We start from the raw sequence: 24626 nt of genomic DNA on the forward strand, positions 1-24626 counted from the left end.
GGCCCGGCCCCCGCCCCGGAGCCCGTGTTCACCCGGGGTCTACGCTGCGTCCATTCCGGATGGTCAAGGAGGCGAACAGGTGCCGCAGAACCTCGACGCGGTCGCGGTGCGCGCCTGGTCCCGACTGGCTCTGGACGCCCTCGGCAGGGCCCGCGAGGAGATCGACGCCATCAACGTCTACCCGGTCGCCGACGGGGACACCGGGACGAACCTCTACCTGACCGTGGAATCCGCCTCACAGGCGGTCGACGCGGCGTTCACGGGCCACGAACCCGCCCTGCCCTCGCTCGCCGAGACGGTGCGCGCGATGGCGCACGGGGCGCTCCTGGGGGCCCGGGGCAACTCCGGGACCATCCTGTCGCAGCTGCTGCGCGGGATGGCGCAGGTCATCGGTGGAGCCGAGGGTGATCCGGACGGCCGGCCCCGGGCCGGGGGTGAGGGAGATCACGCCGACGGCCGGGTCCTGGAGCGCGCGCTGCGCCGGGCCGCCGAATCCGCCTACCAGGCGGTCGCCCACCCCGTGGAGGGCACGGTCCTGACGGTGGCTACCGCCGCGGCCGACGCGGCCACCGCCGCCACCACCGACGGTGCCGGTGCCGGTGCCGACGACTGCGAGGTGGTGGCCCGGGCGGCGTACGAGGGGGCCCGCGCGGCTCTGGACGCGACGCCCGGGCAGCTCGCGGTGCTCGGCCGCGCCGGGGTCGTGGACGCAGGCGGCCGGGGGCTCGTGGCGGTCCTCGGCGCGCTCGTGGCCGCCCTCTCGGGCGAGACGGTGACCCGCAGGAGCGAAACGCACACCCGCGCGGAAGCCGCCAGGCACACGCGCGTGGAAGCCGCCCCGCCCGCACGCGCCGAAGCCGTCGAACCCACCTCCGCGGACGCGGAAGCCGTCGAGTGCGACGAACCGTCCGGCGACACCGGCGGCCCCGCCTTCGAGGTGATCTACCTCCTGGAAGCCGACGACGCCGCCGTGACCCGGCTGCGGGCCCGCCTCGACCGGCTCGGCGACTCGCTCGTCGTGGTCGGCGGCGACGGCCTCTGGAACGTCCACGTCCATGTCGACGACGCGGGAGCGGCCGTCGAGGCGGGCGTGGAGGCGGGCCGCCCGCACCGGATCCGGATCACCCACTTCGGGGTGGGCGACGCCCACACCACCGCGCAGCCGCCCCGGGAGCGCACACAGCGGGGCATCGTCGCCGTCGTACCCGGAGAGGGCCTCGTCGAGCTCTATGGCGAGGCCGGTGCGACCACTGTGCACGCGCGCGCGGGGGAGCCGCCCGCCAGCGGCGAGCTCGTGGAAGCGATCCGGCGGGCGCACGCACGCGAGGTCGTCCTGCTGCCGAACGACGCCGAGCTGCGCCACACCGCGGCCGCCGCCGCGGAACAGGCCCGCACGGAGGGCGTACGGGTCGCGCTGATCCCCACCCGCTCCGCGGTCCAGGGCATCGCGGCGCTCGCCGTGCACGAACCGGACCGGCGCTTCGACGAGGACGTCGTCGCCATGACGTCGGCGGCTGGCGCGACCCGGTACGGCGAACTGGCCGTCGCCGAGCGGCAGTCCTGGACCATGGCGGGCATCTGCCAGGCCGGCGACGTGCTCGGCCTGATCGACGGCGACGTCGCCGTGATCGGCTCCGAGGCGGCCCGCACCGCGGCCTCCGTCCTCGACCGGATGCTGTCCGCGGGCGGCGAGATGGTCACGCTGGTCCTCGGCGACTCCGTGCCCGACGCCGTCGCCGAGCACCTGGAGAAGCACGTGCGCGAGACGTACCTGGCCGTCGACACCGTCGTCTACCGCGGCGGCCGCCAGTCCCAGCTGATGCTGATCGGCGTCGAGTAGCGCCCGGACCGGCCGCCGCGGGACCCGTGCCGGACCCGTGCCGGGCGCGGATCCGGGGGACGTCACACGGATTGTCAGTGGCGTGGTGTGCAATGGATCTCGTGCCCGCGCTCGAAGAACCCCTGAAGAAAGTGGTCGGTCCCGCCACCGCGAAGGTGATGGCCGAGCACCTCGGCCTGCACACGGTCGGCGACCTCCTGCACCACTACCCCCGGCGGTACGCGGAGCGCGGCGAGCTCACCCGCCTCGCCGACCTCCCGCTGGACGAGCACGTCACGGTGGTCGCCCAGGTCGCGAGCGCACGCATCCTGAAGTTCAACGGCGGCCGGGGCCAGCGCCTGGAAGTCAGCATCACCGACGGCAGCGGCCAGCTCCAGCTCGTCTTCTTCGGCCGCGGCATCCACAAGCCGCACAAGGACCTGCTGCCCGGCACCCGGGCGATGTTCGCCGGCAAGGTGTCGGTCTTCAACCGCAAGATGCAGCTGGCCCACCCGGCGTACGAACTGCTGCGCGCCGAGGGCGACGAGGTGGGCGAGGCCGTCGGCTCCTGGGCCGGCGCCCTGCTGCCGATCTACCCGGCCACCGCCAAGCTGGAGTCCTGGAAGATCGCCAAGTCCGTCGACATGGTGCTGCCCAGCGCCCAGGAGGCCGCGGACCCGCTGCCGCCCGCCCTGCGCGACGGCCGCGGCCTCATCCCGCTCACCGAGGCCCTGCTCAAGATCCACCGGCCGCACTCGAAGGCCGACATCGCCGCCTCCCGCGACCGGCTGAAGTGGGACGAGGCCTTCGTCCTCCAGGTCGCCCTCGCCCGGCGGCGGTACGCGGACGCGCAACTGCCCGCCGTGGCCCGCAGGCCCAAGGAGGACGGCCTCCTCAAGGCCTTCGACGCCAAGCTGCCGTTCACCCTCACCGAGGGCCAGCAGAAGGTCTCCCAGGAGATCTTCGACGACCTCGCGACCGAACACCCGATGCACCGCCTCCTCCAGGGCGAGGTCGGATCGGGCAAGACGATGGTGGCCCTGCGCGCCATGCTCGCCGTGGTCGACGCGGGCGGGCAGGCCGCCATGCTCGCGCCCACCGAGGTCCTCGCCCAGCAACACCACCGCTCCATCGTGGAGATGATGGGCGAGCTCGCCCAGGGCGGCATGCTGGGCGGCGCCGAGCAGGCCACCAAGGTCACGCTGCTCACCGGCTCCATGGGCGTCGCCGCCCGCCGCCAGGCCCTGCTCGACCTGGTCACCGGCGAGGCCGGCATCGTCATCGGCACCCACGCCCTGATCGAGGACAAGGTGCAGTTCCACGACCTCGGCCTGGTCGTCGTCGACGAACAGCACCGCTTCGGCGTCGAGCAGCGCGACGCCCTGCGCGGCAAGGGCAAACAGCCGCCGCACCTCCTGGTCATGACGGCCACCCCCATCCCGCGCACGGTCGCGATGACCGTCTTCGGCGACCTGGAGACCTCGGTCCTCGACCAGCTCCCGGCGGGCCGCTCACCCATCGCCAGCCACGTCGTCCCCGCCCAGGACAAGCCGCACTTCCTCGCCCGCGCGTGGGAGCGCGTGCGCGAGGAGGTGGAGAAGGGCCACCAGGCGTACGTGGTCTGCCCGCGCATCGGCGACGGGGAGGACGAGCCCAAGAAGTCCGGCGCGGGCAAGAGCGCGGGCAAGAAGAAGTCGGCCGAGGACAAGGCCGAGGAGGAGGCCACCGCGGAGAAGCGGCCCCCGCTCGCCGTGCTGGACGTCGCCGAGCAGCTCGCGCACGGCCCCCTGCGGGGCCTGGAGGTGGAGGTCCTGCACGGGCGCATGCAGCCCGACGACAAGGACGCGGTGATGCGCCGCTTCGCCGCCGGGGAGACCCAGGTCCTGGTCGCGACGACGGTCATCGAGGTGGGGGTGAACGTACCGAACGCCACCGCCATGGTGATCATGGACGCCGACCGCTTCGGCGTCTCCCAGCTGCACCAGCTCCGCGGCCGCGTCGGCCGCGGTTCCGCCCCCGGCCTCTGCCTCCTGGTCACCGACATGCCCGAGGCGAGCCCGGCCCGCGCCCGCCTCGGCGCCGTCGCCGCCACCCTCGACGGCTTCGAGCTCTCCCGCATCGACCTGGAGCAGCGCCGCGAGGGCGACGTACTCGGGCAGGCCCAGTCCGGCGTCCGCTCCAGCCTGCGCATGCTCGCCGTCATCGAGGACGAGGAGATCATCGCCGCCGCCCGCGAAGAAGCGGTCGCCGTGGTCGCCGACGACCCCGAGCTGGAGCGCCTGCCGGCCCTGCGCACCGCCCTGGACGCCCTGCTCGACGCGGAGCGCGAGCAGTACCTCGACAAGGGCTGACGCCGCCGTACGCCATATCGTGGAATGACCACCGTCCAGCCAAAGGAACCAGATGACCCGCGTGATCGCCGGCGCCGCCGGCGGACGCCGCCTGACCGTCCCGCCGGGCAACGGCACCCGCCCCACGTCCGACCGCGCGCGCGAGGGCCTCTTCTCCACCTGGCAGGCCCTCCAGGGCACGCTCGACGGGACCCGCGTCCTGGACCTCTACGCGGGCTCCGGAGCCGTCGGCCTGGAGGCGCTCTCCCGCGGCGCCGCGCACACCCTGCTCGTCGAGGCGGACGCCAGGGCGGCGCGCACCATCAGGGAGAACGTGCAGGCGGTCGGTCTGCCCGGCGCCGAGGTCCGGGCGGGCAAAGCCGCCCAGATCATCCAGGGAGGGGCCCCCGCCACCCCGTACGACCTGGTCTTCCTCGATCCGCCGTACGCCGTCGGCGACGACGATCTTCGGGAGATCCTGCTCACACTCCGCTCGGGGGGCTGGCTCACGGACGACGCGCTCGTCACCGTTGAACGCAGTACAAGAGGCGGGGAATTCGGCTGGCCGGAGGGTTTCGAACCCCTCAGGTCCCGTCGCTACGGCGAGGGGACGTTTTGGTACGGTCGCGCCGCCTCTACGTGCGACGACCCAAGCGTCGCGCCATGACCGGACCGGAGAGCGAGGGACTCACGTTGCGCCGCGCCGTATGTCCGGGGTCTTTCGACCCCATCACCAATGGACACCTCGACATCATCGCCCGCGCCTCCAAGCTGTACGACGTGGTGCACGTCGCGGTGATGATCAACCAGTCGAAGAAGGGCCTCTTCGAGATCGACGAGCGGATCGAGCTGATCCGCGAGGTCACCGCCGACTTCGGCAACGTCGAGGTGGAGGCCTTCCACGGCCTGCTCGTCGACTTCTGCAAGCAGCGTGACATCCCGGCCATCGTCAAGGGTCTGCGCGCGGTCAGCGACTTCGACTACGAGCTCCAGATGGCCCAGATGAACAACGGCCTCTCGGGCGTCGAGACCCTCTTCGTGCCGACCAACCCCACTTACAGCTTCCTCTCCTCCTCGCTGGTGAAGGAGGTCGCGGCATGGGGCGGCGACGTCGCCCACCTGCTGCCGCCGGTCGTGCACGAGGCCCTGGTCGAACGCCTGGGCAAGAAGTGACGCGCACGCCGATCCACTGACGGCCCGTCACCCGGTGTCGGGCGGGCACCCGCTGGCCTTACAGTCGTCCCGTCCGTCTCCCAACCAGCTGTAGAGAGTGGCGAGCACACGGTGGACGTGCAGAAGAAGATCGACGAGATCGTGCAGGCGGTCGGCAGCGCCCGGTCCATGCCCATGTCGGCCTCGTGCGTGGTCAACCGCGCCGATCTGCTCTCGATGCTCGAAGAGGTGCGCCAGGCCCTGCCGGGGTCCCTGGCGCAGGCCCAGGAGCTCATCGGCGGCCGCGAACAGCTGGTCGAGCAGGCCCGCCAGGAGGCGGAGCGGATCATCGAGACCGCGCACGCCGAACGCGGCTCCCTGATCTCCGACACGGAGGTCGCCCGCCGCTCCCAGGGCGAGGCCGACCGCATCCTCGCCGAGGCCCGCCAGGCCGCCGAGGAGGTCCGCGGCGAGGCCGACGACTACGTGGACGGCAAGCTCGCCAACTTCGAGGTCGTCCTCACCAAGACCCTCGGCTCGGTGGGCCGCGGCCGCGAGAAGCTGCTCGGCGCCGGCCCCGGCCTGGACGAGAACGGCTACGAGGACGAGGACGCCCCCGAGCGCAGCCACGACCCCGAGACGCTGCGCCGCAACGCCGACGCGTACGTGGACGCCAAGCTCGGCGCCTTCGAGGCGGTCCTCGCCAAGACCCTGGAGGCCGTCGGCCGCGGCCGCCAGACCCTGCACGGCCGGGCCCCCGCCGACGAGCTCGGCACCCTGGGCGACGCCGCCACCGCCCAGGGCCACACCACCGACGCCGAGTACCTCGCGGACCTCGCGGGACCCGCGCCCGCCGCGGAGCCCGTACCGCAGCAGCCCGCGCAGGCCCCGCCGGTCCCGGCCCAGCAGCCCTACGCGCCCCCGCAGCAGCAGCCCGACCCCTACGGGTACCAGGACCAGTACGCGTACCAGCAGCCGTACGGCCAGCAGGACCCGTACGGCTACCAGCAGCAGCACGACCAGTACGGCTATCCGCAGCAGGGCTACGACCAGCAGCCGCAGCACGCCCAGCACCAGGATCCGCACCAGGACCCGCACCAGAGCGGGCAGCACCACGGGCAGCCGCAGCCGCAGCCGGCCGTGCTCGACGAGACCAGCCTCTTCGACACCACCATGATCAGCGCCGAGCAGCTGCGGGCGTACGAGCAAGGGCGATAGCGCACGTCAGGGGTGCCTCCCGGCCGGATTGGGCCGAGAGCGGAAGGTCAAGTATCCTGGCTCTTCGGTCGCGCATACGTCCGCGATCCCGGCTGCCCACCCGAGCGGCATGTTGCGGCATCGGTGTGGCGGCCCCCCTTTGAACTTCCCGGATTCGACAGCAGGAGAAGCCCTGAGCACGCGCCTCGACCACCGAAACCCCCTCGTGTTCGACACACACGAGCTGGGGCGGCGTCCTGGTGCCATGCAGCGGCTGACCCGTGAGATCGAGGCGCCCGGCCCGCCGAGCGCCCTCGGTATCGAAGGGGTCATCGGAGTGCCGCAGGGCGCCCCGGTCCAGCTGGAGATCCGCCTCGAGTCGGTCATGGAAGGGGTGCTTGTCACAGGCACCGCCCGTGCATCGGCCGAGGGGGAGTGCGTAAGGTGTCTGGAGCCGCTCGAGCTGGAGCTCGACGCGGACTTCCAGGAGATGTTCTCGTACCCTGACGCCGACGACCGGGGCCGCACCGCGGAACCGGCCGACGACGCCGGGGAATCCCCAGAGGACGAGGACAGGCTCTACCTCGAGGACGGCATGTTCGACCTCGAGCCCGTGCTGCGTGATGCGGTGGTGCTCGCACTGCCGATGCAGCCGGTGTGCCAGGACGACTGTCCGGGCCTGTGCTCCCAGTGCGGGGTGCGGCTCGCGGACGACCCGGACCACCACCATGACGCCGTCGACATCCGTTGGGCGGCTTTGCAGGGACTCGCTGGCACCATCCAGGACGGCGAGAAGGACGAGATGAGCGGCGCCGAAGCGGAAGCGGGCGTCGACGAGAAGCAGGAGAAGTAGCCGTGGCTGTTCCGAAGCGGAAGATGTCGCGCAGCAACACGCGCCACCGCCGGTCGCAGTGGAAGGCTGCGGTCCCCACCCTGGTTTCGTGTGAGCGTTGCCAGGAGCCCAAGCAGCAGCACATCGCGTGCCCGAGCTGCGGCACCTACAACAAGCGCCAGGTCCTCGAGGTCTGAGCGGCTGGTGAGAGGCACCGTGTCTAGCCCCAAGAAGGCGGAAGACGCCAAGAAATTGGCGGAGACAACGGCCTCGTCCCACACGCTTCTGGAAGGGCGGCTCGGGTACAAGCTCGAGTCCGCCCTTCTGGTGCGCGCGCTGACCCACCGTTCGTACGCGTACGAGAACGGCGGTCTGCCGACGAACGAGCGGCTCGAGTTCCTCGGGGACTCGGTGCTCGGTCTCGTCGTCACGGACACGCTCTACCGCACCCACCCCGACCTGCCCGAAGGCCAGCTGGCCAAGTTGCGGGCCGCGGTGGTCAATTCGCGTGCGCTGGCGGAGGTCAGTCGCGGCCTCGAACTCGGCTCCTTCATCCGGCTCGGCCGGGGCGAAGAGGGCACGGGTGGCCGGGACAAGGCATCCATCCTCGCCGACACCCTTGAAGCGGTGATCGGCGCGGTCTATCTGGACCAGGGTCTGGACGCGGCGGGTGAGCTGGTGCACCGGCTCTTCGACCCGCTGATCGAAAAGTCCTCGAACCTGGGCGCGGGCCTGGACTGGAAGACCAGTCTGCAGGAGCTCACCGCGACCGAGAGCCTCGGCGTGCCCGAGTACCTCGTCACGGAGAGCGGCCCCGACCACGAGAAGACCTTTACTGCTGCCGCCCGCGTCGGAGGCGTCTCGTACGGCACCGGCACCGGCCGCAGCAAGAAGGAAGCGGAGCAGCAGGCCGCTGAGTCCGCGTGGCGCGCCATCCGTGCCGCCGCGGACGAGCGGATCAAGGCGGCCGAGGCCGCCGCTGCCGCACAGTCCGAGGGGATCGCCGACACCCCCTCGGTCTGACGGCCGCCCATCCTTCGGTGCCGGCCGCCCTCTTCACGGGGGTGGCCGGCACTGTGCTTTCCCGAACGCCCGGCCCCCCGGGGCCGGCCTGCCCTTCCCCTGCGTCCCCCGGAGCGGACCATGCCCGAGCTGCCCGAAGTCGAAGTTGTCCGGCGCGGTCTGGAGCGCTGGGTCAGCGGTCGGCTCATCGGTGAGGTGCAGGTGCTGCATGCCCGTGCGGTACGGCGGCACGTGGCCGGCGGCGAGGACTTCGCAGCCCGGCTGACCGGGCACCGGATGGGGCTCGCGCAGCGGCGCGGCAAGTATCTGTGGCTGCCGCTCGCCGACTCCGCGCAGTCGGTCCTGGCCCATCTGGGCATGAGCGGCCAGCTCTTGGTCCAGCCCCAAGAGGCCCCGGACGAGAAGCACTTGCGGATCCGGATGCGGTTCGCGGACGCACAGGGCACCGAGCTCCGCTTCGTCGATCAGCGCACCTTCGGCGGGCTCTCGCTGCACGACAACACCGCCGACGGGCTCCCGGACGTCATCGCGCACATCGCCCGCGACCCGCTGGACGAGGCGTTCGACGACGACGCCTTCCACCGTGCGCTGCGCGCCCGGCGTACGACGATCAAACGGGCCCTGCTCGACCAGTCGTTGATCAGCGGCGTCGGCAACATCTACGCGGACGAGGCCCTTTGGCGGTCGCGGCTGCACTACGAGCGGCCCACCGGCACCTTCACCCGGCCGCGCACGGCCGAACTCCTCGGCCACGTACGGGACGTGATGAACGCGGCGCTCGCCGTCGGCGGCACCAGCTTCGACAGCCTCTACGTCAACGTGAACGGCGAGTCCGGCTACTTCGACCGGTCGCTGGACGCCTACGGCCGGGAGGACGAGCCGTGCCGCCGCTGCGGCACCGCGATGCGCCGCCGCCCCTGGATGAACCGGTCCAGCTACTTCTGCCCGCGCTGTCAGCGGCCGCCGCGCGCCTCGTCGTAACGCTCACGGGCCGCGAGCACCTCGTCCTGCCGGCCCTCCACGCAGTGGATCAGGGCCAGGAGCCGCTCGGCGATCTCGCGGCCCAGCGGGGTGAGGCGGTACTCCACGTGCGGCGGGTTGGTCGGGCGTGCGTCGCGGTGCACCAGCCCGTCGCGCTCCAGCGCGTGCAGGGTCTGGGAGAGCATCTTCTCGCTGACGCCGTCGACGCGGCGGCGCAGTTCGTTGAAGCGGAACGTGCTGTCGTGCAGCGCGCCGAGGGTGAGTGCTCCCCAGCGTCCGGTGACGTGCTCCAGCGTGCCGCGCGAGGGGCACTGCCGGGAGAACACGTCGTACGCCAGGTCGGAGGGGTCTGCCATACCGCCACCTTACGGGCGCGCAGCGCTTTCGAATAGTTAGCGCAGCCCCGGCCGGGACACGAGGCCGTGGATCAGAAGCCGAAGTCCTGCGTCCACCACGGGCCGCCCGGCGCGAAGTGCGCGCCGACGCCGATGGTCTTGTAGTCGCAGTTGAGGATGTTGGCGCGGTGGCCGGCGCTGTTCATCCAGGAGTCCATGACGGCCCGGGCGTCGGCCTGCCCGCGGGCGATGTTCTCCCCGCCCAGGTTGGAGATGCCGGCCTTCTCGGCGCGGTCCCACGGCGTCGCGCCGTCCGGGTCGGTGTGGTCGAAGAAGTCCCGCGCGGCCATGTCCGCGCTGAAGTCCCCGGCCAGATCCGCGAGCCGGTCGTCCGCCTCCACCGGCCGGCAGCCGGCCTTGGCCCGCTCCTGGTTGACCAGGGTGATCACTTCGGCCTCGGCCTTGGCCTCGTCGGAGCCCGCCGAGGAGGGCGCGCTCGCCGAGGGAGCCTGCGGCTTCTCCTCCGGCGTACGGGCGGGGGCCGGCGCCGACTTCTCGGGGGCCTTCGGCTTCGGGGCCGGGGACGACGGCTTCTCGGAGGGCGTCTTCGACGGCTTCGGATCGGCCTTGGACGGTGTCGGCGTCGGCTTCGGCGCGGGGGAGCGCTCGGTGTCACGGCTCGGCGAGGGCTCGGCGCGCCCGGCGTCACTGCTACGCCCGCCCTGGCCGTCCACCTCGGTCGGCGCGGCCGCGGAGCGCACCTTGCCGGAGTCGCCACCGCCGCCCAGCTGGAAGGTGTCACCGCCCGGGAGCACGCCCGCGGCGACCGCGACGGCACCCATCGCGACGGCGGCGGAGACCCCGAGCAGGCCCGCGCGGACCGGGGTGGAGGCGCGGCCCTTGCGGCGGTGCGACACCGTCCCCGGGTGGTTCTCCGGGGTGGTGGCGGCCGGTCCTGCGGCGGCCTGCCCAGCGCCGGAGCGTCGGTGGCGACCCATCTCCTGGCCTTTCGTCCTTTACGATCAACGTGCGACTCACCCATATGAGTGAGGCTCATCGAGTCGGGACTGTACGCGATGGCGCATGGGGACGAAGTGCTCACTGTGCAATTGGCCGGTTAGCGTGCACCCATGAACGAAGACGTACGACTCACCGCCTGGGTGCGCGGACGCGTGCAGGCCGTGGGATTCCGCTGGTTCACGCGGGCCAAGGCGCTCGAGATCGGCGGCCTGAGTGGTTTTGCTCTCAATCTGGAGGACGGCCGCGTCCAGGTCGTCGCCGAAGGCCCCCGGGCCGGCTGCCAGAAGCTGCTCGACTGGCTCCGCGAGGGCGACACACCCGGGCGGGTCGACGGAGTCACCGAGATCTGGGACACACCACGTGGCATATACGAGACCTTCGCCATCCGGTGAGGTGACCCGGACGGACGCGCGGGGACGGAGCCGCCACGGGGCGGGAGCAGTGTCGCGGGCAACTGCCTGGGGCAGAAAAAGCCTGGTGGTTGCCAAGAACGCCTTGTCGTGGCAGGCTCCGCAGGTAAGGATGATCTCCACGCCCCCAGGGCCCCGCAGGAGAAGCAGCGCCGCCCGTTCCGGGGCCGCGCGCCCCCGGGTCGCCCGCCAATACGGGGCGTGATCGTGTTGACCGTCAAACTTTTTGGTGAGACTCTGGAAGCCCCGCGCACCTTAGCTGTTTGGCATGTGAGAACGGCCAGCACGACCAGCAGAACAATGAGTGCCAAGCACCGCGGGTGCGATTCCCTCACGACCCACCACCGCTTCGGTCGGTCACTCATTGTGGAGGACCATCCATCATGGCAAAGGCGCTTCTCGGTTACGTCGGCGGCAGCGACCCGCGACTCCTCGCCGAGATGCGACGGCTCCAGCAGCGCGTCCAGGACCTGGAATCCGAGCTCGTTCGGATCCAGGCGGAGAATGACGCGCTCGCGGCTGCCGCTTCTCACGAATCGCTCCTGGAGAGCATCGACGTACCCCAGGCGGAGCCTGCGCTCACCTGACCCCTATCGATCACGACATCACAGGGCCTCGGAGCTTGTACGACCCTGCTGATGCGGCCCTGCTGAGCAATTCGGACCAGGCTGTCCGTGACAGCCGCTTGTTCCAAGATCTGCAAGGGACGCTACGGCGTCCCTTCTTTCTTTGCTCCCCCGAACGTCACGCCGCTTCCTTTACCGTCTGATGTGCCCTGCACCTTCATGGGTGAAACGGCCAGTGAAAGGTAGAGTCCGACGGCGTGCACCTCAAGGCCCTGACCCTGCGCGGTTTCAAATCCTTCGCGTCGGCCACGACGCTGAAGTTCGAACCGGGCATCACCTGCGTCGTCGGTCCCAACGGTTCCGGCAAGTCCAACGTCGTGGACGCGCTCAGCTGGGTCATGGGCGAGCAGGGCGCCAAGTCGCTGCGCGGCGGCAAGATGGAGGACGTCATCTTCGCCGGCACCACCGGGCGGCCCCCGCTCGGCCGCGCCGAGGTGTCCCTCACCATCGACAACTCCGACGGCGCCCTGCCCATCGAGTACGCCGAGGTCACCATCACGCGGATCATGTTCCGCAACGGCGGCAGCGAGTACCAGATCAACGGCGACACCTGCCGCCTCCTGGACATCCAGGAACTGCTCTCCGACTCCGGCATCGGCCGCGAGATGCACGTCATCGTCGGGCAGGGCCAGCTCGACGGCGTGCTGCACGCCGACCCGATGGGGCGGCGCGCGTTCATCGAGGAGGCCGCGGGCGTCCTCAAGCACCGCAAGCGCAAGGAGAAGGCGCTCCGCAAGCTCGACGCGATGCAGGCCAACCTCGCGCGCGTGCAGGACCTCACCGACGAACTGCGCCGCCAGCTCAAGCCGCTGGGCCGGCAGGCCGCCGTCGCCCGCCGGGCCGCCGTCATCCAGGCCGACCTGCGCGACGTCCGGCTGCGACTGCTCGCCGACGACCTCGTGACGCTGCGGGACGCGCTGAACGCGGAGGTCGCCGACGAGGCCGCGCTCAAGGAGCGCAAGGAGGGCGCCGAGGCCGAGCTGAAGGCCGCCCTGCACCGCGAGGCGCAGTTGGAGGAGGAGGTGCGCCGCCTCACCCCGCGGCTCCAGCGCGCCCAGCAGACCTGGTACGAACTCTCCCAGCTCGCCGAGCGGGTGCGCGGCACCGTCTCGCTGGCCGACGCCCGGGTCAAGAGCGCCACCGCCGCGCCTCCCGAGGAGCGGCGCGGGCGCGACCCGGAGGACATGGAGCGCGAGGCCGCCCGGATCCGCGAGCAGGAGGCCGAGCTCGAAGCCGCGCTGGAGGCCGCCGAGCACGCCCTGGACGACACCGTCGCCCACCGCGCCGAACTCGAACGGCAGCTGGCGGTCGAGGAGCGCCGGCTCAAGGACGTGGCGCGGGCCATCGCCGACCGGCGCGAAGGGCTCGCCCGGCTGCACGGGCAGGTCAACGCGGCCCGTTCGCGGGCGGCGTCCGCCCGCGCCGAGATCGACCGGCTCGCCCTGGCGCGGGACGAGGCCGCCGAGCGCGCCGTCGCCGCCCAGGAGGAGTACGAGCAGCTGAAGGCCGAGGTCGACGGGCTCGACGCGGACGACGCGGAGCTCGGCGAGCGGCACGACGCGGCGAAGCGGGACCTCGCCGAGGCCGAGGCCGCGCTCACCGCGGCGCGCGAGGCGGCGACCGCCGCCGAACGCAAGCGGGCCGCGGTCGCCGCCCGGCACGACGCCCTCGCGCTCGGACTGCGGCGCAAGGACGGCACCGGCGCGTTGATCGCCGCCAAGGAGCAGCTCACCGGGGTGCTCGGGCCCGCCGCGGGGCTGCTCACCGTGGCGCCCGGTTACGAGGTGCCGGTCGCGGCCGCGCTCGGCGCCTGCGCCGACGCCGTCGCGGTGAGCGGTCCGAGCACCGCCGCCGAGGCCATCCGGCTGCTGCGCAAACAGGACGCGGGCCGGGCGGCACTGTTGCTGGGCGGCGCCCCCGACGACGTACGGCCGCCGCGTTCCGACGGGCCGCCGCACGTCGCCGATCTCGTGCGCGGCCCCGAGGAGCTGATGCCCGCCGTGCGGCGGCTGCTGCGCGGGATCGTCGCCGTCGGCTCGCTGGAGGACGCCGAGGATCTGGTCTACGCGCACCCGGAGTTGACGGCCGTCACCGCCGAAGGGGACCTGCTCGGGGCGCACTTCGCCCAAGGCGGCTCCGCGGGCGCGCCGAGTCTGCTCGAAGTGCAGGCGTCCGTCGACGAGGCCGCCGCGGAGCTGGAGCAACTCGCGGCGCAGTGCGATGAGTTGGCAGCGGCGCAGCAGGGTGCGGGGGAGCGGCGCAAGGAATGTGCCGCGCTCGTCGAGGAGTTGGGGGAGCGGCGCAGGGCCGCCGACCGGGAGAAGTCGTCCGTCGCCCAGCAGTTGGGGCGGCTCGCCGGGCAGGCGCGGGGTGCCGCCGGGGAGGCCGAGCGCAGCACCGCGGCCGCGGGCCGGGCGCAGGACGCGCTGGACCGGGCCGTCGAGGAGGCCGAGGAGCTCGCCGAGCGGCTCGCCGTCGCCGAGGAGGCGTCCCCCGCCGGAGAAGAGGAGGAGCCCGACACCTCCGTACGCGACCGGCTCGCCGCCGACGGGGCCAACGCGCGGCAGACCGAGATGGAGGCCCGGCTCCAGGCACGCACCCACGAGGAGCGGGTGAAGGCGCTGGCCGGCCGCGCGGACTCCCTGGACCGCGCCGCGCGCGCCGAACGCGAGGCACGCGCGCGTGCCGAGCAGCGCAGGGCGCGGCTGCGCCACGAGGCCGCGGTCGCCGAGGCCGTCGCGTCCGGCGGGCGGCAGCTGCTCGCGCACGTCGAGGTCTCCCTCGTACGGGCCGATACGGAGCGGACCGCGGCCGAGCGGGCCAAGGAGGTACGGGAGCGGGATCTGGTCGCTGAGCGCGGCCGGGGCAGGGACCTCAAGGGCGAGCTCGACAAATTGACTGATTCAGTTCACCGCGGCGAGGTACTAGGTGCCGAGAAGCGGCTGCGGATCGAGCAGCTGGAGGCCAAGGCACTGGAGGAGCTCGGTGTGGAACCGGCGGGGCTCGTGGCCGACTACGGCCCGGATCAGCTCGTGCCGCCCCCGCCCGCCGCCGAGGGCGACGAGCGGCCCGACGACCCCGACGACCCGCGCAACAGGCCGGTGCCGTTCGTCCGCGCCGAGCAGGAGAAGCGGCTCAGGTCAGCCGAACGGGCGTATCAGCAGCTCGGAAAGGTGAACCCGCTGGCTCTTGAGGAGTTCGCGGCGCTGGAGGAACGCCACAAGTTCCTGAGCGAGCAGCTCGAAGACCTGAAGAAGACCCGGACCGACCTCCTCCAGGTGGTGAAGGAGGTCGACGAACGGGTCGAGCAGGTCTTCACCGAGGCGTACCACGACACGGCCCGCGAGTTCGAGGGCGTCTTCTCCCGGCTCTTCCCCGGCGGCGAGGGGCGGCTGATCCTGACCGACCCCGCCAACATGCTGACCACCGGCGTGGACGTCGAGGCCAGGCCGCCCGGCAAGAAGGTCAAGCGGCTCTCCCTGCTCTCCGGCGGCGAGCGGTCGCTGACGGCCGTGGCGCTGCTCGTGTCGATCTTCAAGGCGCGGCCCAGCCCGTTCTACGTGATGGACGAGGTCGAGGCGGCGCTCGACGACACCAACCTGCAGCGGCTGATCCGCATCATGCAGGAGCTGCAGGAGGCCTCGCAGCTCATCGTGATCACGCACCAGAAGCGCACGATGGAGGTCGCCGACGCGCTGTACGGGGTCTCGATGCAGGGCGACGGCGTCTCGAAGGTGATCAGCCAGCGCCTGCGGTAGGCGCGCGCGTGCCGCCGTCGGAAGCGTTCGCGCCGCCGGTCGGGCTTTCTTGATCACTTCAATACTTGAACGAGCGAAGCCTCAGAGTGCCCTCAAATTCACAGCAGTCCCCCTATTGACTTCGAAACTTGAAGGCATAGTCTCTGCAACGTTGCTTTTACCTTCAGGTGGTGGGCGGCGTGAAGTTGTGCGCCACTTGAAGAGCTCGCCCCCACCCCCGGCAACGCTGCCGGTGGCCCGAGGAGTACACGTGACCAGCACATCGCAGGCGCCTCAGTCCGGAGCCAGAGAGGCCCACCCGGACCATCTGGGACATGTCATCTTCATTACGGCGGCAGCCGCGATGGGTGGCTTCCTCTTCGGTTACGACAGTTCGGTGATCAACGGCGCGACCGTCGCGATCCAGCACCGCTTCGACGTCAACGCCAACATGCTCGGCTGGATCATCGCGACCGCGCTGCTCGGCTGCGCCGTCGGTGCCGCGGTGGCCGGACGCATCGCCGACCGCATCGGCCGCATCCGCTGCATGCAGATCGCCGCCGTCCTCTTCGCGGCCAGTGCCATCGGCTCCTCGCTGCCCTTCGCGGCCTGGGACCTCACCGTGTGGCGCCTCATCGGCGGCATCGGCATCGGCATGGCCTCGGTGATCGGTCCGGCCTACATCGCCGAGGTCGCGCCGCCCGCCTACCGCGGCCGGCTCGCCTCGTTCCAGCAGGCCGCCATCGTCATCGGCATCGCCGTCTCCCAGCTGGTCAACTGGGGCATCCTGAACATGGCCGACGGCGACCAGCGCGGCAAGCTGGGCGGCCTGGAGGCCTGGCAGTGGATGCTCGGCGTCATGGTCATCCCGGCCCTCATCTACGGGCTGCTGTCCTTCATCATCCCCGAGTCGCCGCGCTTCCTGATCTCGGCCGGACGGCACTCCGAGGCCAAGAAGGTGCTGGGCGAGGTCGAGGGCACCACCATCGACCTGGACGCCCGCGTCGACGAGATCGAGCGGGGCCTGCACCGCGAGCACAAGCCGTCGTTCAGGGACCTGCTCGGCAAGGTCGGCTTCCTGCCGATCGTCTGGATCGGCATCGGGCTCTCGGTCTTCCAGCAGCTCGTCGGCATCAACGTGATCTTCTACTACTCGAACCAGCTGTGGCAGTCGATCGGCAAGGACCCGTCCAGCTCGTTCCTGTACTCGTTCGAGACGTCGATCGTGAACATCATCGGCACGGTCATCGCGATGATCTTCGTCGACCGCATCGGCCGCAAGCCGCTGGCGATCATCGGCTCCGCGGGCATGGCGGCCGCCCTGTTCACCATGGCCTGGGCCTTCTCGTACAAGACCGGCTCCGGTGACAACGTCTCGCTGCCGAACGCTCAGGGCCTGACCGCGATCATCGCCGCCAACGCCTTCGTGCTCTTCTTCGCCCTGTCCTGGGGCGTGGTCGTCTGGGTGCTGCTCGGCGAGATCTTCCCCAACCGGATCCGCGCCGCCGCGCTCGGTGTGGCCGCCTCCGCGCAGTGGCTCGCCAACTTCGCGATCACCAAGACCTTCCCGAGCATGTCCGAGTGGTCGCTGACCGGCTCGTACATCATCTACGGCGCCTTCGCCGCCATCTCGATCCCCTTCGTCATGAAGTTCGTCAAGGAGACGAAGGGCAAGGCCCTGGAGGAGATGGGCTAAACCCCCGCTGCCCCCTCCTCTTCAGGAAGCTGCCCCGGCTGACGGACCCGTGAGTTCTCACTTGTCCTTGAGCCGGGGCAGTACGTTTTCGCAGAAGTGGTGCAGGCTGCGCCAGCCCTCGTCGACGGGCATCCCGCCGGAGAGCGGATGCAGGACCAGGCTGCTCGCGCCGTTCTGTGCGTACGCCACGCACGCGTCGGGCGTCAGGATGCGGTAGACGCCCTCGGCGCGCAGCTCGTCCACCGTCGTGGCCGCCGACCTCACCGCCGAGCGGATGTCCTTGGACTGCCAGGAGGCGTACGTACGCGCCTCGTGCAGGAAGTGTTCACCGTGTTCGGCCCAGGTGCGGTCGGGGTCGTCGGCGATGTGCAGGAGCGGGGTCTCGGCGGCGGGCATCATCGTCCAGCCCTCGGTGCCGTGCTCCGCGAGCTGCGCGGTGTAGTACGCCTCCAGCTCGGGCAGGTGCGCGCTCGGGAAGAACGGCAGGCCGAGCCGGGCCGCGCGGCGGGCCGCCGCCTTCGACGAGCCGCCGACCAGGAGCAGCGGGTGCGGCTGGGTGAAGGGGCGCGGCGTGACCCGCACCGTCCGGCCGCGGAAGTCGAAGGGCTCGCCCGTCCAGGCCCGCAACAGGGTCTCCAGGAGCTCGTCCTGCAGCTGTCCGCGGCGCTTCCAGTCGACCCCCGCCTGCTCGTACTCCTCGGGCCGGTAGCCGATCCCCGCGACCGTGACCAGGCGTCCCGCGCTCAGCAGGTCGAGGACGGCGATGTCCTCGGCGAGCCGGAGCGGGTCGTGCAGCGGGCCGATCACCGCCGACACCGTCACCGCAATGCGCCGGGTCGCGCCGAAGACGGCGCCCGCGAAGGTGAACGGCGAGGAGATCCAGTTGTTCGGGGCGCCGTGGTGCTCCTCGGTCTGGACGGTGGAGATGCCGCGGTCGTCGGCGTAGGCGGCCATCTCCAGGGCGGCCCGGTAGCGCTCGCTCAGGGAGGCGGGTGTGGCCGCGGGATCGACGAGGTTGAACCGTACGACTGTGGTGGGCATGAGAACGTCCCCCTTCACCGTGCGCGGGCTGCGGCGAAGGGGGACGTTAGTTGACGTTGCGTCAGATGGGTAGCCTCGTACGGGAGTCGGATCGACCGGGGTGGGGCCGGTCCGGGCCCGGCGGGGTGCGGGTCAGGCGGAGACCAGCTCGGTGTCGCCCTCGCCGGTGCCGGCCGCGGCGTCCCGCTCGACCAGCGGGGTCTTCGGCAGGAGCGCGTACAACGCGGCGGCGATGACGATCGTGGTCAGCCAGCCGAGCCCGTGGCGGCCGATCCAGGACGTGGCGAGCGGGCCGCTGAACCAGTCGACCTTGGTGAAGAGCAGGCCGGCCACCAGGGCGATCGCCCACGCCGTCATGGCCTGCCAGGCGAAGCCGGCCTTGTACCAGTAGGCGCTGGTGCGCTTGGTGTCCATCAGGGCCTCGCCGTCGTACGTCTTGCGGCGCAGCATGTCGATGCCGAAGACGCCGATCCAGGCGGAGAAGGCGACCGCGAGCAGGGTGAGGAAGGAGATGAACGAGCCCATGAAGCTCGTCGCCACGTTCATCAGGATGTAGCCGAAGATCAGGCTGATGACCGCGTTCACGCTGACCGCCCACGCGCGCGGGACCTTGATGCCGAGCGTCATGGCGGTGAAGCCCGCGGAGTACATCGACATCGAGTTGATCAGCAGCATGCCGATGAGCGCCATCAGCAGGTACGGCACCGCGATCCACATCGGCAGCAGTGCGCCGAGGAAGGAGACCGGGTCCTGCGCCGAGGAGAGCTTCGGGTCGGAGACCGCCATGACCGCGCCCATCAGGACCATCGGGACGACGACGATGCCGGCGCCGCCGATGGCGTGGCCGATGAGCGGCTTGTTCGAGGCGTTGCGCGGGAGGTAGCGGGTGAAGTCGGGGCCGGTGGGGACCCAGCTGATGCCGCCGGCGGCGATCGTGCCGACGCCCGCGACCATCATCGCGGTCGAGCCCGCGGGCTTGTCGAAGACGGCGGACCAGTCGGTCTCGGCGATCAGGTAGACCAGTACGAGCACGCTGAACGCGCCGAAGGCGTACGTCGACCAGGTGCTGCAGATGTGCAGGATCTTGCGGCCGAGGCCACTGATCAGGAAGGTGCAGCTGACGAACCCGATCAGGGTGACCACGGTCAGCCAGGTGCTCGACTCCACGCCGAAGCAGATGTTCAGGACCGTGATGATCGCGTACGCGCCGGTCACCGCGTTGATCGTCTCCCAGCCCCAGCGGGCGACCCAGATCAGCGCGCCCGGGAAGAGGTTGCCGCGCTGGCCGAAGACCGCGCGGGAGAGCGTCATGCCCGGGGAGCCGCCGCGCTTGCCGGCGATGGAGATCAGGCCGACCATGCCGTAGCTCAGCAGGGGCGAGACGAGCGCGACGACGAGGACCTGCCAGATGTTCAGGCCGTTGGAGACGATCAGGCCCGCACCCATGGTGAGCAGCAGAACGCTGATGTTGGCCGCTACCCAGGTGGGGAAGAGCTCACGGGTACGGCCCGTGCGCTCGGCGTCCGGTACGGGCTCGAGGCCGCGCGTCTCGAGGGCGCCTTCGGTTTCGGCGGTGGTGCTGCTCATGGGGGTGGGTCCGTGCCTCTCGCTCGGATCGCAACGCTGCGGTCCGTCGGTGGGGGTGATCGCGATGGACTCTACGCGCGTTGATGCGGAGACCTCCATCGTACTTTAGTCCGAGTAGTGCCCTCGTTGGGCATATGTTCTTTGGAGGAAGGCACGAAAAGGGCTGCTTTTGCGAGGTCGGCCGGGGTGGGGCGGACACTCTCTTGTGGTTACCCGGGAACTGCTGGAGAGTGACGGGCGACCTGCGAGAACGCCCTGTCGACGACCGAGGAATCCCATGGTGACCAAGCAACACCTCAAGGGCCTGCCCGAGGACGCCGACCTGCGGCGCGCGGACTCGCTGGCGCGGGAGATCTTCTCGGACGTCGCCAACAAATGGGCGCTGCTGATCATCGAGGCGCTCGGCGCGCGCACCCTGCGCTTCAGCGAACTGCGCGACGAGGTCGAGGGCGTCAGCCACAAGATGCTCACCCAGAACCTGCGCATGCTGGAGCGCAACGGCCTGGTCGACCGGAAGGTGTACCCCACCGTGCCGCCGAAGGTGGAGTACACCCTCACCGGGCCGGGCCGGGGGCTGCTCGCCGCGGTCGACGTCATCTGTGACTGGACCCACCGTCACCTCGGTCACATCGAGGGCGCGCGCGACCGCTTCGACACCTGAGCGAGCCGTCCGCCGGCGGCGCCTCGTGGAGCCCCCGGCCCGCTCGTACCGCCGTGTGGAGCGGGGCCGAAGGGGTAGGGGGTCGAAGGTGCGGCGGGCCGCCCCGGCGCCGCGCCGCCGTGCGCGCCTCGTCACGGTCCGCACTTCTGCGAATCCCCGCCTTTCATGGCCGATACTGGACGGGTTATGGAAATCGTCATCCTTGCTGTAGTCATCGCCGTGGTCGTGCTCGGCGCGCTCGGCGGGCTCGTGATCGGCAGCCGCAAGAAGAAGCAGCTGCCTCCGAAGTCCCCGTCCACCGCGCCCACCATCACCGCCCCTCCCGCCGAACCGAAGGTCGGCGAAGAGGCCGAGACGCCGCGCGACGAACCGCGCCGCACGATCGAGGAGGTGGAACTCCCGCTCGTCGAGCCGTCGGCCACGGCCCCGGTCGTCGTCGAGGAGCCGGCCGCGCCGGAGATCGAGACCCCCGAGCCCGCCGCCGGCCGCATGGTCCGGCTGCGCACCCGGCTCTCCCGCTCGCAGAACGCGCTCGGCAAGGGACTGCTCACGCTGCTGTCCCGCGAGCACCTCGACGAGGACACCTGGGAGGAGATCGAGGACACGCTGCTGACCGCGGACGTCGGCGTCGCGCCCACCCAGGAGCTCGTCGAGCGGCTGCGCGAGCGCGTCCGCGTGCTCGGCACCCGCACGCCGGACGAGCTGCGCACCCTGCTCCGCGAGGAGCTCCTGACGCTCGTCGGCGCGGACCTCGACCGCACCGTGAAGACCGAGTCCGGCCTGGAGACGCCGGGCATCGTGATGGTCGTCGGGGTCAACGGCACCGGCAAGACCACCACCACCGGCAAGCTCGCGCGCGTCCTCGTCGCCGACGGCCGCTCGGTCGTCCTCGGCGCCGCCGACACCTTCCGCGCCGCCGCCGCCGACCAGTTGCAGACCTGGGGCGAGCGCGTCGGCGCCCGCACGGTCCGCGGCCCCGAGGGCGGCGACCCCGCGTCGATCGCCTTCGACGCGGTCAAGGAGGGCATCGCGGACGGCGCGGACGTCGTCCTCATCGACACCGCGGGCCGGCTGCACACCAAGACCGGCCTCATGGACGAGCTCGGCAAGGTCAAGCGGGTCGTCGAGAAGCACGCCCCGCTGGACGAGGTACTGCTCGTCCTCGACGCCACCACCGGGCAGAACGGCCTGGTGCAGGCGCGGGTCTTCGCCGAGGTCGTCGACATCACCGGCATCGTCCTGACGAAGCTGGACGGCACCGCCAAGGGCGGCATCGTCGTCGCCGTCCAGCGGGAGCTGGGCGTGCCGGTCAAGCTGGTGGGTCTCGGCGAGGGCGCGGACGACCTGGCGCCGTTCGAGCCGGAGGCGTTCGTCGACGCGCTCATCGGGGACTGACGCACCCCTCGGGGGCGGGGCTTCGCCTGCCGCCCACGGCGTACGGACGCGGTACGGAAGCGGTACGGACGCGGTACGGACGCGCACAGTAGGCAAAGGGCCCCCTCGCACGGTGCAGGTGCGAGGGGGCCCTTCGCGGTCCCGAGGTGTACGGCCTCTACGGCGCGCGCCAAGCGGGCGCGCGGGCTAGGCCGGCGAGCGGTGCGCCCAGTACGCCAGGGTGCCCAGCACGAGCCGGGCCTGGGGCGGGTTCGTCGCCGTGTCCAGCGCGGGGGAGCGGAGCCAGCGGACCGGGCCGAGGCCGCCGCGGTCGGACGGCGGCGCCGTGATGTGCGTGCCGGGGCCCAGGCCGCGCAGGTCGAGGGCGGCGTCGTCCCAGCCCATCCGGTAGAGCAGCTGGGGGAGTTCGGCCGCGGCGCCCGGCGCGACGAAGAACTGCGCCCGGCCGTCCGGAGTGACCGCCACCGGCCCGAGGGGGAGCCCCATCCGCTCCAGGCGGACCAGGGCGCGCCGCCCCGCCGCTTCCGCCACCTCGATCACGTCGAACGCGCGCCCGACCGGCAGCAGCACGGCGGCACCGGGGAACTCCGCCCAGGCATCGGCCACCGCGTCGAGCGTGGCCCCGGCGGGGACCTCCGGGGCGAAGGCCAGCGGATGGGCGCCGGGCGTGGCGCAGTCGGCGTCACCGCACGAGCAGGCGCCGTCCAGGGCCCGGGCGCCGGGCACCACGTCCCAGCCCCACAGCCCGGTGTACTCCGCCACCGAGATGCACTCCGAGGCGCGGCCGCGCCGCCGTGATCCGGTCCGGGGCCGGTCGGTTCCCCGGATGCCGCCGATCGTGAAGCCCATGCCCCCTCCAACGGGTCGAGCGCGTCGTGGTTACGTGACGGAATCGGATCGTGGCCCACACTTCTGAAGACGGCGCTCGGTGGATTCACGGGTGGTGCGACCGGCGTCATGCGCCCCGGTGCGCTCCGCTGCGCCCACTTTCGTTCGTCCTATGTCAAGTGAATCGCTTGTGGCGGCCCGGGAGTTCATTCGAAGGGGTGGCGAATGGTGGCGTTTCCGGGATCGCCCTCGCGGGAGGGGTGATCGTAGGATTACTTTCGGTACATGGCCCTGGGAGTTCGAGCACTCGTGGGTATGCCGGAGGCAAGTCGGTTTCCTGTTCGACGGGTGACATTCTCCGGACGGACCGCCGCAGGACGCGGCATTCTGTTAGGGCTTGGCGTGGACAACGCACAAGTGGCTTGAGGGATGGGGGCGTTCCAGTGGGCGGCAACGGCGGAGGCGGCGCGAACGCTGAGAAGCGCCCGAACGAGATGCTCACGTCGTGGTTCGTGCGCAGCGGCTGGTCGAAGGGCGAGCTGGCGCGCCAAGTGAACCGCAGAGCGCGGCAGTTGGGCGCGCACCACATTTCCACGGACACCTCACGGGTGCGCCGCTGGCTGGACGGCGAGAATCCGCGCGAGCCGATTCCCCGCATCCTCTCCGAGCTGTTCTCCGAGCGGTTCGGCTGCGTCGTCGCCGTCGAGGACCTGGGCCTGCGCGCCGCGCACCGCACCCCCGCCTCCTCCGGCGTCGACCTGCCCTGGACCGGACCGCAGACGGTCGCGCTCATCAGCGAGTTCTCGCGCAGCGACCTGATGCTCGCCCGGCGGGGCTTCCTCGGCACCTCGCTCGCGCTCTCCGCGGGACCCGCCCTCATCGAGCCGATGCAGCGCTGGCTGGTCCCCCCGCAGTCCACCGCGCCGCCGCCGGAGGCCGACCCCGGATCCGCCCAGCGCCGCACGTCCCGGCTCTCCAAGCCCGAGCTCGACCTGCTCGAGTCCACCACGGTGATGTTCCGCCAGTGGGACGCCCAGTGCGGGGGAGGGCTCCGGCGCAAGGCCGTCGTCGGGCAACTGCACGAGGTGACGGACCTGCTGCAGGAGCCCCAGCCCGAGTCCACCTCCCGGCGCCTGTTCAAGGTCGCGGGCGAACTGGCCGAGCTGGCCGGGTGGATGAGCTACGACGTGGGCCTCCAGCCCACCGCCCAGAAGTACTTCGTCCTCGCCCTGCACGCCGCGAAGGAAGCCGGCGAGAAGCCCCTCGGGTCGTACATCCTCTCCAGCATGAGCCGCCAGATGATCCACCTCGGCCGGCCCGACGACGCGCTCGAACTCGTCCACCTCGCGCAGTACGGCAGCCGGGACTGCGCCAGCCCGCGCACCCAGGCCATGCTGTATGCGATGGAGGCCCGGGCCTACGCCAGCATGGGCCAGCCCGGCAAGTGCAAACGGGCCGTGCGGATGGCCGAGGACTCCTTCGCCGACGCCGAGGACTTCGGCGGCCCCGAGCCGGACTGGATCCGCTTCTTCTCCGAGGCCGAGCTGAACGGCGAGAACGCCCACTCCTACCGCGACCTGGCCTACGTGGCGGGCCGCAGCCCGACCTACGCCTCGCTCGCCGAACCCGTCATGGACCGCGCGGTGGAGCTCTTCGAGCGCGACGCCGAGCACCAGCGTTCGTACGCGCTGAACCTCATCGGCATGGCCACCGTGCACCTGCTCCAGCGCGAGCCCGAGCAGAGCACGGTCCTCGCCGGACAGGCCCTCGACATCGCCAAGAAGGTGCGGTCCGAGCGGGTCAACACCCGCCTGCGCAAGACCGTCGACACGGCCGTCCGGGACTTCGGGGACGTCGCCGAGGTCGTGGAGATCACCGAACGGCTCGCCATCGAGATGCCGGAGACCGCGGAGGCGGGCTGACCACCGGCACGACCGGCCCCGGCCGCGGCAGGAC

Annotated in this window: 21 protein-coding genes; 16 read left to right on the forward strand and 5 right to left on the reverse strand. The window is 71.4% G+C overall.

What is annotated here, in order from left to right; all coding sequences use genetic code 11:
- Window positions 1-79 precede the first annotated feature (79 nt).
- The 9 genes from ACZ6B8_RS33870 to mutM all read left to right on the forward strand — a co-directional run bounded on the left by ACZ6B8_RS33870 (window position 80) and on the right by mutM (window position 9334).
- Window positions 80-1840 (forward strand): DAK2 domain-containing protein, encoded by a 1761-nt coding sequence (locus ACZ6B8_RS33870; RefSeq protein WP_471609656.1) that lies wholly within the window; start codon window positions 80-82, stop codon window positions 1838-1840.
- Window positions 1841-1932: 92 nt separating this feature from the next.
- Window positions 1933-4170 (forward strand): ATP-dependent DNA helicase RecG, encoded by a 2238-nt coding sequence (gene recG, locus ACZ6B8_RS33875; RefSeq protein ID WP_471609657.1) that lies wholly within the window; start codon window positions 1933-1935, stop codon window positions 4168-4170.
- 52 nt (window positions 4171-4222) lie between these two features.
- Complete coding sequence (gene rsmD / locus ACZ6B8_RS33880; protein ID WP_471086466.1) at window positions 4223-4816, forward strand: 16S rRNA (guanine(966)-N(2))-methyltransferase RsmD; 594 nt, start codon at window positions 4223-4225, stop codon at window positions 4814-4816.
- 26 nt (window positions 4817-4842) lie between these two features.
- Window positions 4843-5322: a pantetheine-phosphate adenylyltransferase gene (gene coaD / locus ACZ6B8_RS33885; RefSeq protein ID WP_362374256.1), complete on the forward strand. Its 480-nt coding sequence runs from the start codon at window positions 4843-4845 to the stop codon at window positions 5320-5322.
- Window positions 5323-5433: 111 nt separating this feature from the next.
- Window positions 5434-6519 carry a cell division initiation protein gene (locus tag ACZ6B8_RS33890; protein WP_471609658.1) on the forward strand — a complete coding sequence of 362 codons (1086 nt, stop codon included), beginning with the start codon at window positions 5434-5436 and terminating at the stop codon, window positions 6517-6519.
- 109 nt (window positions 6520-6628) lie between these two features.
- A complete protein-coding gene (locus tag ACZ6B8_RS33895) occupies window positions 6629-7351 on the forward strand; it encodes a YceD family protein (protein WP_471609659.1) in 723 nt (240 codons plus the stop codon).
- Window positions 7352-7353: 2 nt separating this feature from the next.
- The gene (gene rpmF / locus ACZ6B8_RS33900; protein ID WP_026165248.1) at window positions 7354-7527 is read left to right on the forward strand and encodes a 50S ribosomal protein L32; all 174 of its coding nucleotides are present in this window, start codon (window positions 7354-7356) and stop codon (window positions 7525-7527) included.
- Window positions 7528-7534: 7 nt separating this feature from the next.
- Entirely contained in the window at window positions 7535-8353 is an 819-nt protein-coding gene (gene rnc / locus ACZ6B8_RS33905) for a ribonuclease III (RefSeq protein ID WP_359348848.1), read from the forward strand.
- Window positions 8354-8473: 120 nt separating this feature from the next.
- Window positions 8474-9334 (forward strand): bifunctional DNA-formamidopyrimidine glycosylase/DNA-(apurinic or apyrimidinic site) lyase, encoded by an 861-nt coding sequence (mutM, locus tag ACZ6B8_RS33910; RefSeq protein ID WP_471609660.1) that lies wholly within the window; start codon window positions 8474-8476, stop codon window positions 9332-9334.
- On the opposite strand, the gene ACZ6B8_RS33915 is transcribed toward mutM, so the two are convergent.
- Together ACZ6B8_RS33915 and ACZ6B8_RS33920 are read right to left on the reverse strand one after the other, a co-directional pair.
- Window positions 9307-9690, reverse strand: a complete 384-nt coding sequence (locus ACZ6B8_RS33915) for a winged helix-turn-helix transcriptional regulator (protein ID WP_471086478.1) — start codon at window positions 9688-9690, stop codon at window positions 9307-9309. The two genes, mutM and ACZ6B8_RS33915, sit on opposite strands and share 28 nt — an antisense overlap.
- A 71-nt stretch (window positions 9691-9761) precedes the next feature.
- The gene (locus ACZ6B8_RS33920; RefSeq protein ID WP_471609661.1) at window positions 9762-10667 is read right to left on the reverse strand and encodes a CAP domain-containing protein; all 906 of its coding nucleotides are present in this window, start codon (window positions 10665-10667) and stop codon (window positions 9762-9764) included.
- 132 nt (window positions 10668-10799) lie between these two features.
- Here ACZ6B8_RS33920 and ACZ6B8_RS33925 point away from each other — a divergent pair, with 132 nt between their 5' ends.
- The 4 genes from ACZ6B8_RS33925 (at window position 10800) to ACZ6B8_RS33940 (ending at window position 17158) form a co-directional block, all read left to right on the forward strand.
- Complete coding sequence (locus tag ACZ6B8_RS33925; RefSeq protein ID WP_361173901.1) at window positions 10800-11081, forward strand: acylphosphatase; 282 nt, start codon at window positions 10800-10802, stop codon at window positions 11079-11081.
- A 401-nt stretch (window positions 11082-11482) separates the two neighbouring features.
- Window positions 11483-11686, forward strand: a complete 204-nt coding sequence (locus ACZ6B8_RS33930) for a hypothetical protein (protein ID WP_098245029.1) — start codon at window positions 11483-11485, stop codon at window positions 11684-11686.
- A 236-nt stretch (window positions 11687-11922) separates the two neighbouring features.
- Window positions 11923-15483 carry a chromosome segregation protein SMC gene (gene smc / locus ACZ6B8_RS33935; RefSeq protein WP_471609662.1) on the forward strand — a complete coding sequence of 1187 codons (3561 nt, stop codon included), beginning with the start codon at window positions 11923-11925 and terminating at the stop codon, window positions 15481-15483.
- A 250-nt stretch (window positions 15484-15733) separates the two neighbouring features.
- Window positions 15734-17158, forward strand: coding sequence for a sugar porter family MFS transporter (locus ACZ6B8_RS33940; RefSeq protein WP_471609663.1), 1425 nt, complete (start codon window positions 15734-15736; stop codon window positions 17156-17158).
- Between the two features lie 57 nt (window positions 17159-17215).
- Here the strand turns inward: ACZ6B8_RS33940 and ACZ6B8_RS33945 are convergent, their stop codons facing one another.
- A complete protein-coding gene (locus ACZ6B8_RS33945) occupies window positions 17216-18199 on the reverse strand; it encodes an LLM class flavin-dependent oxidoreductase (protein ID WP_471086491.1) in 984 nt (327 codons plus the stop codon).
- Between the two features lie 132 nt (window positions 18200-18331).
- Window positions 18332-19786 carry a purine-cytosine permease family protein gene (locus ACZ6B8_RS33950; RefSeq protein WP_471609664.1) on the reverse strand — a complete coding sequence of 485 codons (1455 nt, stop codon included), beginning with the start codon at window positions 19784-19786 and terminating at the stop codon, window positions 18332-18334.
- 277 nt (window positions 19787-20063) lie between these two features.
- Here ACZ6B8_RS33950 and ACZ6B8_RS33955 point away from each other — a divergent pair, with 277 nt between their 5' ends.
- On the forward strand, window positions 20064-20447 hold the full coding sequence (locus ACZ6B8_RS33955; RefSeq protein ID WP_471086496.1) for a winged helix-turn-helix transcriptional regulator: 384 nt from the start codon (window positions 20064-20066) through the stop codon (window positions 20445-20447).
- A 186-nt stretch (window positions 20448-20633) separates the two neighbouring features.
- Window positions 20634-21842 carry a signal recognition particle-docking protein FtsY gene (ftsY, locus tag ACZ6B8_RS33960; RefSeq protein ID WP_471086499.1) on the forward strand — a complete coding sequence of 403 codons (1209 nt, stop codon included), beginning with the start codon at window positions 20634-20636 and terminating at the stop codon, window positions 21840-21842.
- A gap of 186 nt (window positions 21843-22028) precedes the next feature.
- On the opposite strand, the gene ACZ6B8_RS33965 is transcribed toward ftsY, so the two are convergent.
- A complete protein-coding gene (locus ACZ6B8_RS33965; protein ID WP_471086502.1) occupies window positions 22029-22691 on the reverse strand; it encodes a bifunctional DNA primase/polymerase in 663 nt (220 codons plus the stop codon).
- A 422-nt stretch (window positions 22692-23113) separates the two neighbouring features.
- Between ACZ6B8_RS33965 and nsdA the strand changes: the two genes are divergently transcribed.
- Complete coding sequence (nsdA, locus tag ACZ6B8_RS33970; protein ID WP_471609665.1) at window positions 23114-24592, forward strand: transcriptional repressor NsdA; 1479 nt, start codon at window positions 23114-23116, stop codon at window positions 24590-24592.
- The last annotated feature ends 34 nt before the right edge of the window (window positions 24593-24626 follow it).

It is taken from the genome of Streptomyces sp. NPDC041122, assembly GCF_055592445.1.

Bases quoted from the DNA above. Each gene is read 5' to 3' on its own strand.
- ftsY (WP_471086499.1), top strand. From the start codon at position 20,634: ATGGAAATCGTCATCCTTGCTGTAGTCATCGCCGTGGTCGTGCTCGGC.
- ACZ6B8_RS33945 (WP_471086491.1), bottom strand. From the start codon at position 18,199: ATGCCCACCACAGTCGTACGGTTCAACCTCGTCGATCCCGCGGCCACA.
- rsmD (WP_471086466.1), top strand. From the start codon at position 4,223: ATGACCCGCGTGATCGCCGGCGCCGCCGGCGGACGCCGCCTGACCGTC.
- ACZ6B8_RS33915 (WP_471086478.1), bottom strand. From the start codon at position 9,690: ATGGCAGACCCCTCCGACCTGGCGTACGACGTGTTCTCCCGGCAGTGC.
- ACZ6B8_RS33955 (WP_471086496.1), top strand. From the start codon at position 20,064: ATGGTGACCAAGCAACACCTCAAGGGCCTGCCCGAGGACGCCGACCTG.
- ACZ6B8_RS33925 (WP_361173901.1), top strand. From the start codon at position 10,800: ATGAACGAAGACGTACGACTCACCGCCTGGGTGCGCGGACGCGTGCAG.
- recG (WP_471609657.1), top strand. From the start codon at position 1,933: ATGGATCTCGTGCCCGCGCTCGAAGAACCCCTGAAGAAAGTGGTCGGT.
- ACZ6B8_RS33950 (WP_471609664.1), bottom strand. From the start codon at position 19,786: ATGAGCAGCACCACCGCCGAAACCGAAGGCGCCCTCGAGACGCGCGGC.
- mutM (WP_471609660.1), top strand. From the start codon at position 8,474: ATGCCCGAGCTGCCCGAAGTCGAAGTTGTCCGGCGCGGTCTGGAGCGC.
- ACZ6B8_RS33965 (WP_471086502.1), bottom strand. From the start codon at position 22,691: ATGGGCTTCACGATCGGCGGCATCCGGGGAACCGACCGGCCCCGGACC.
- ACZ6B8_RS33920 (WP_471609661.1), bottom strand. From the start codon at position 10,667: ATGGGTCGCCACCGACGCTCCGGCGCTGGGCAGGCCGCCGCAGGACCG.
- ACZ6B8_RS33930 (WP_098245029.1), top strand. From the start codon at position 11,483: ATGGCAAAGGCGCTTCTCGGTTACGTCGGCGGCAGCGACCCGCGACTC.
- ACZ6B8_RS33895 (WP_471609659.1), top strand. From the start codon at position 6,629: ATGTTGCGGCATCGGTGTGGCGGCCCCCCTTTGAACTTCCCGGATTCG.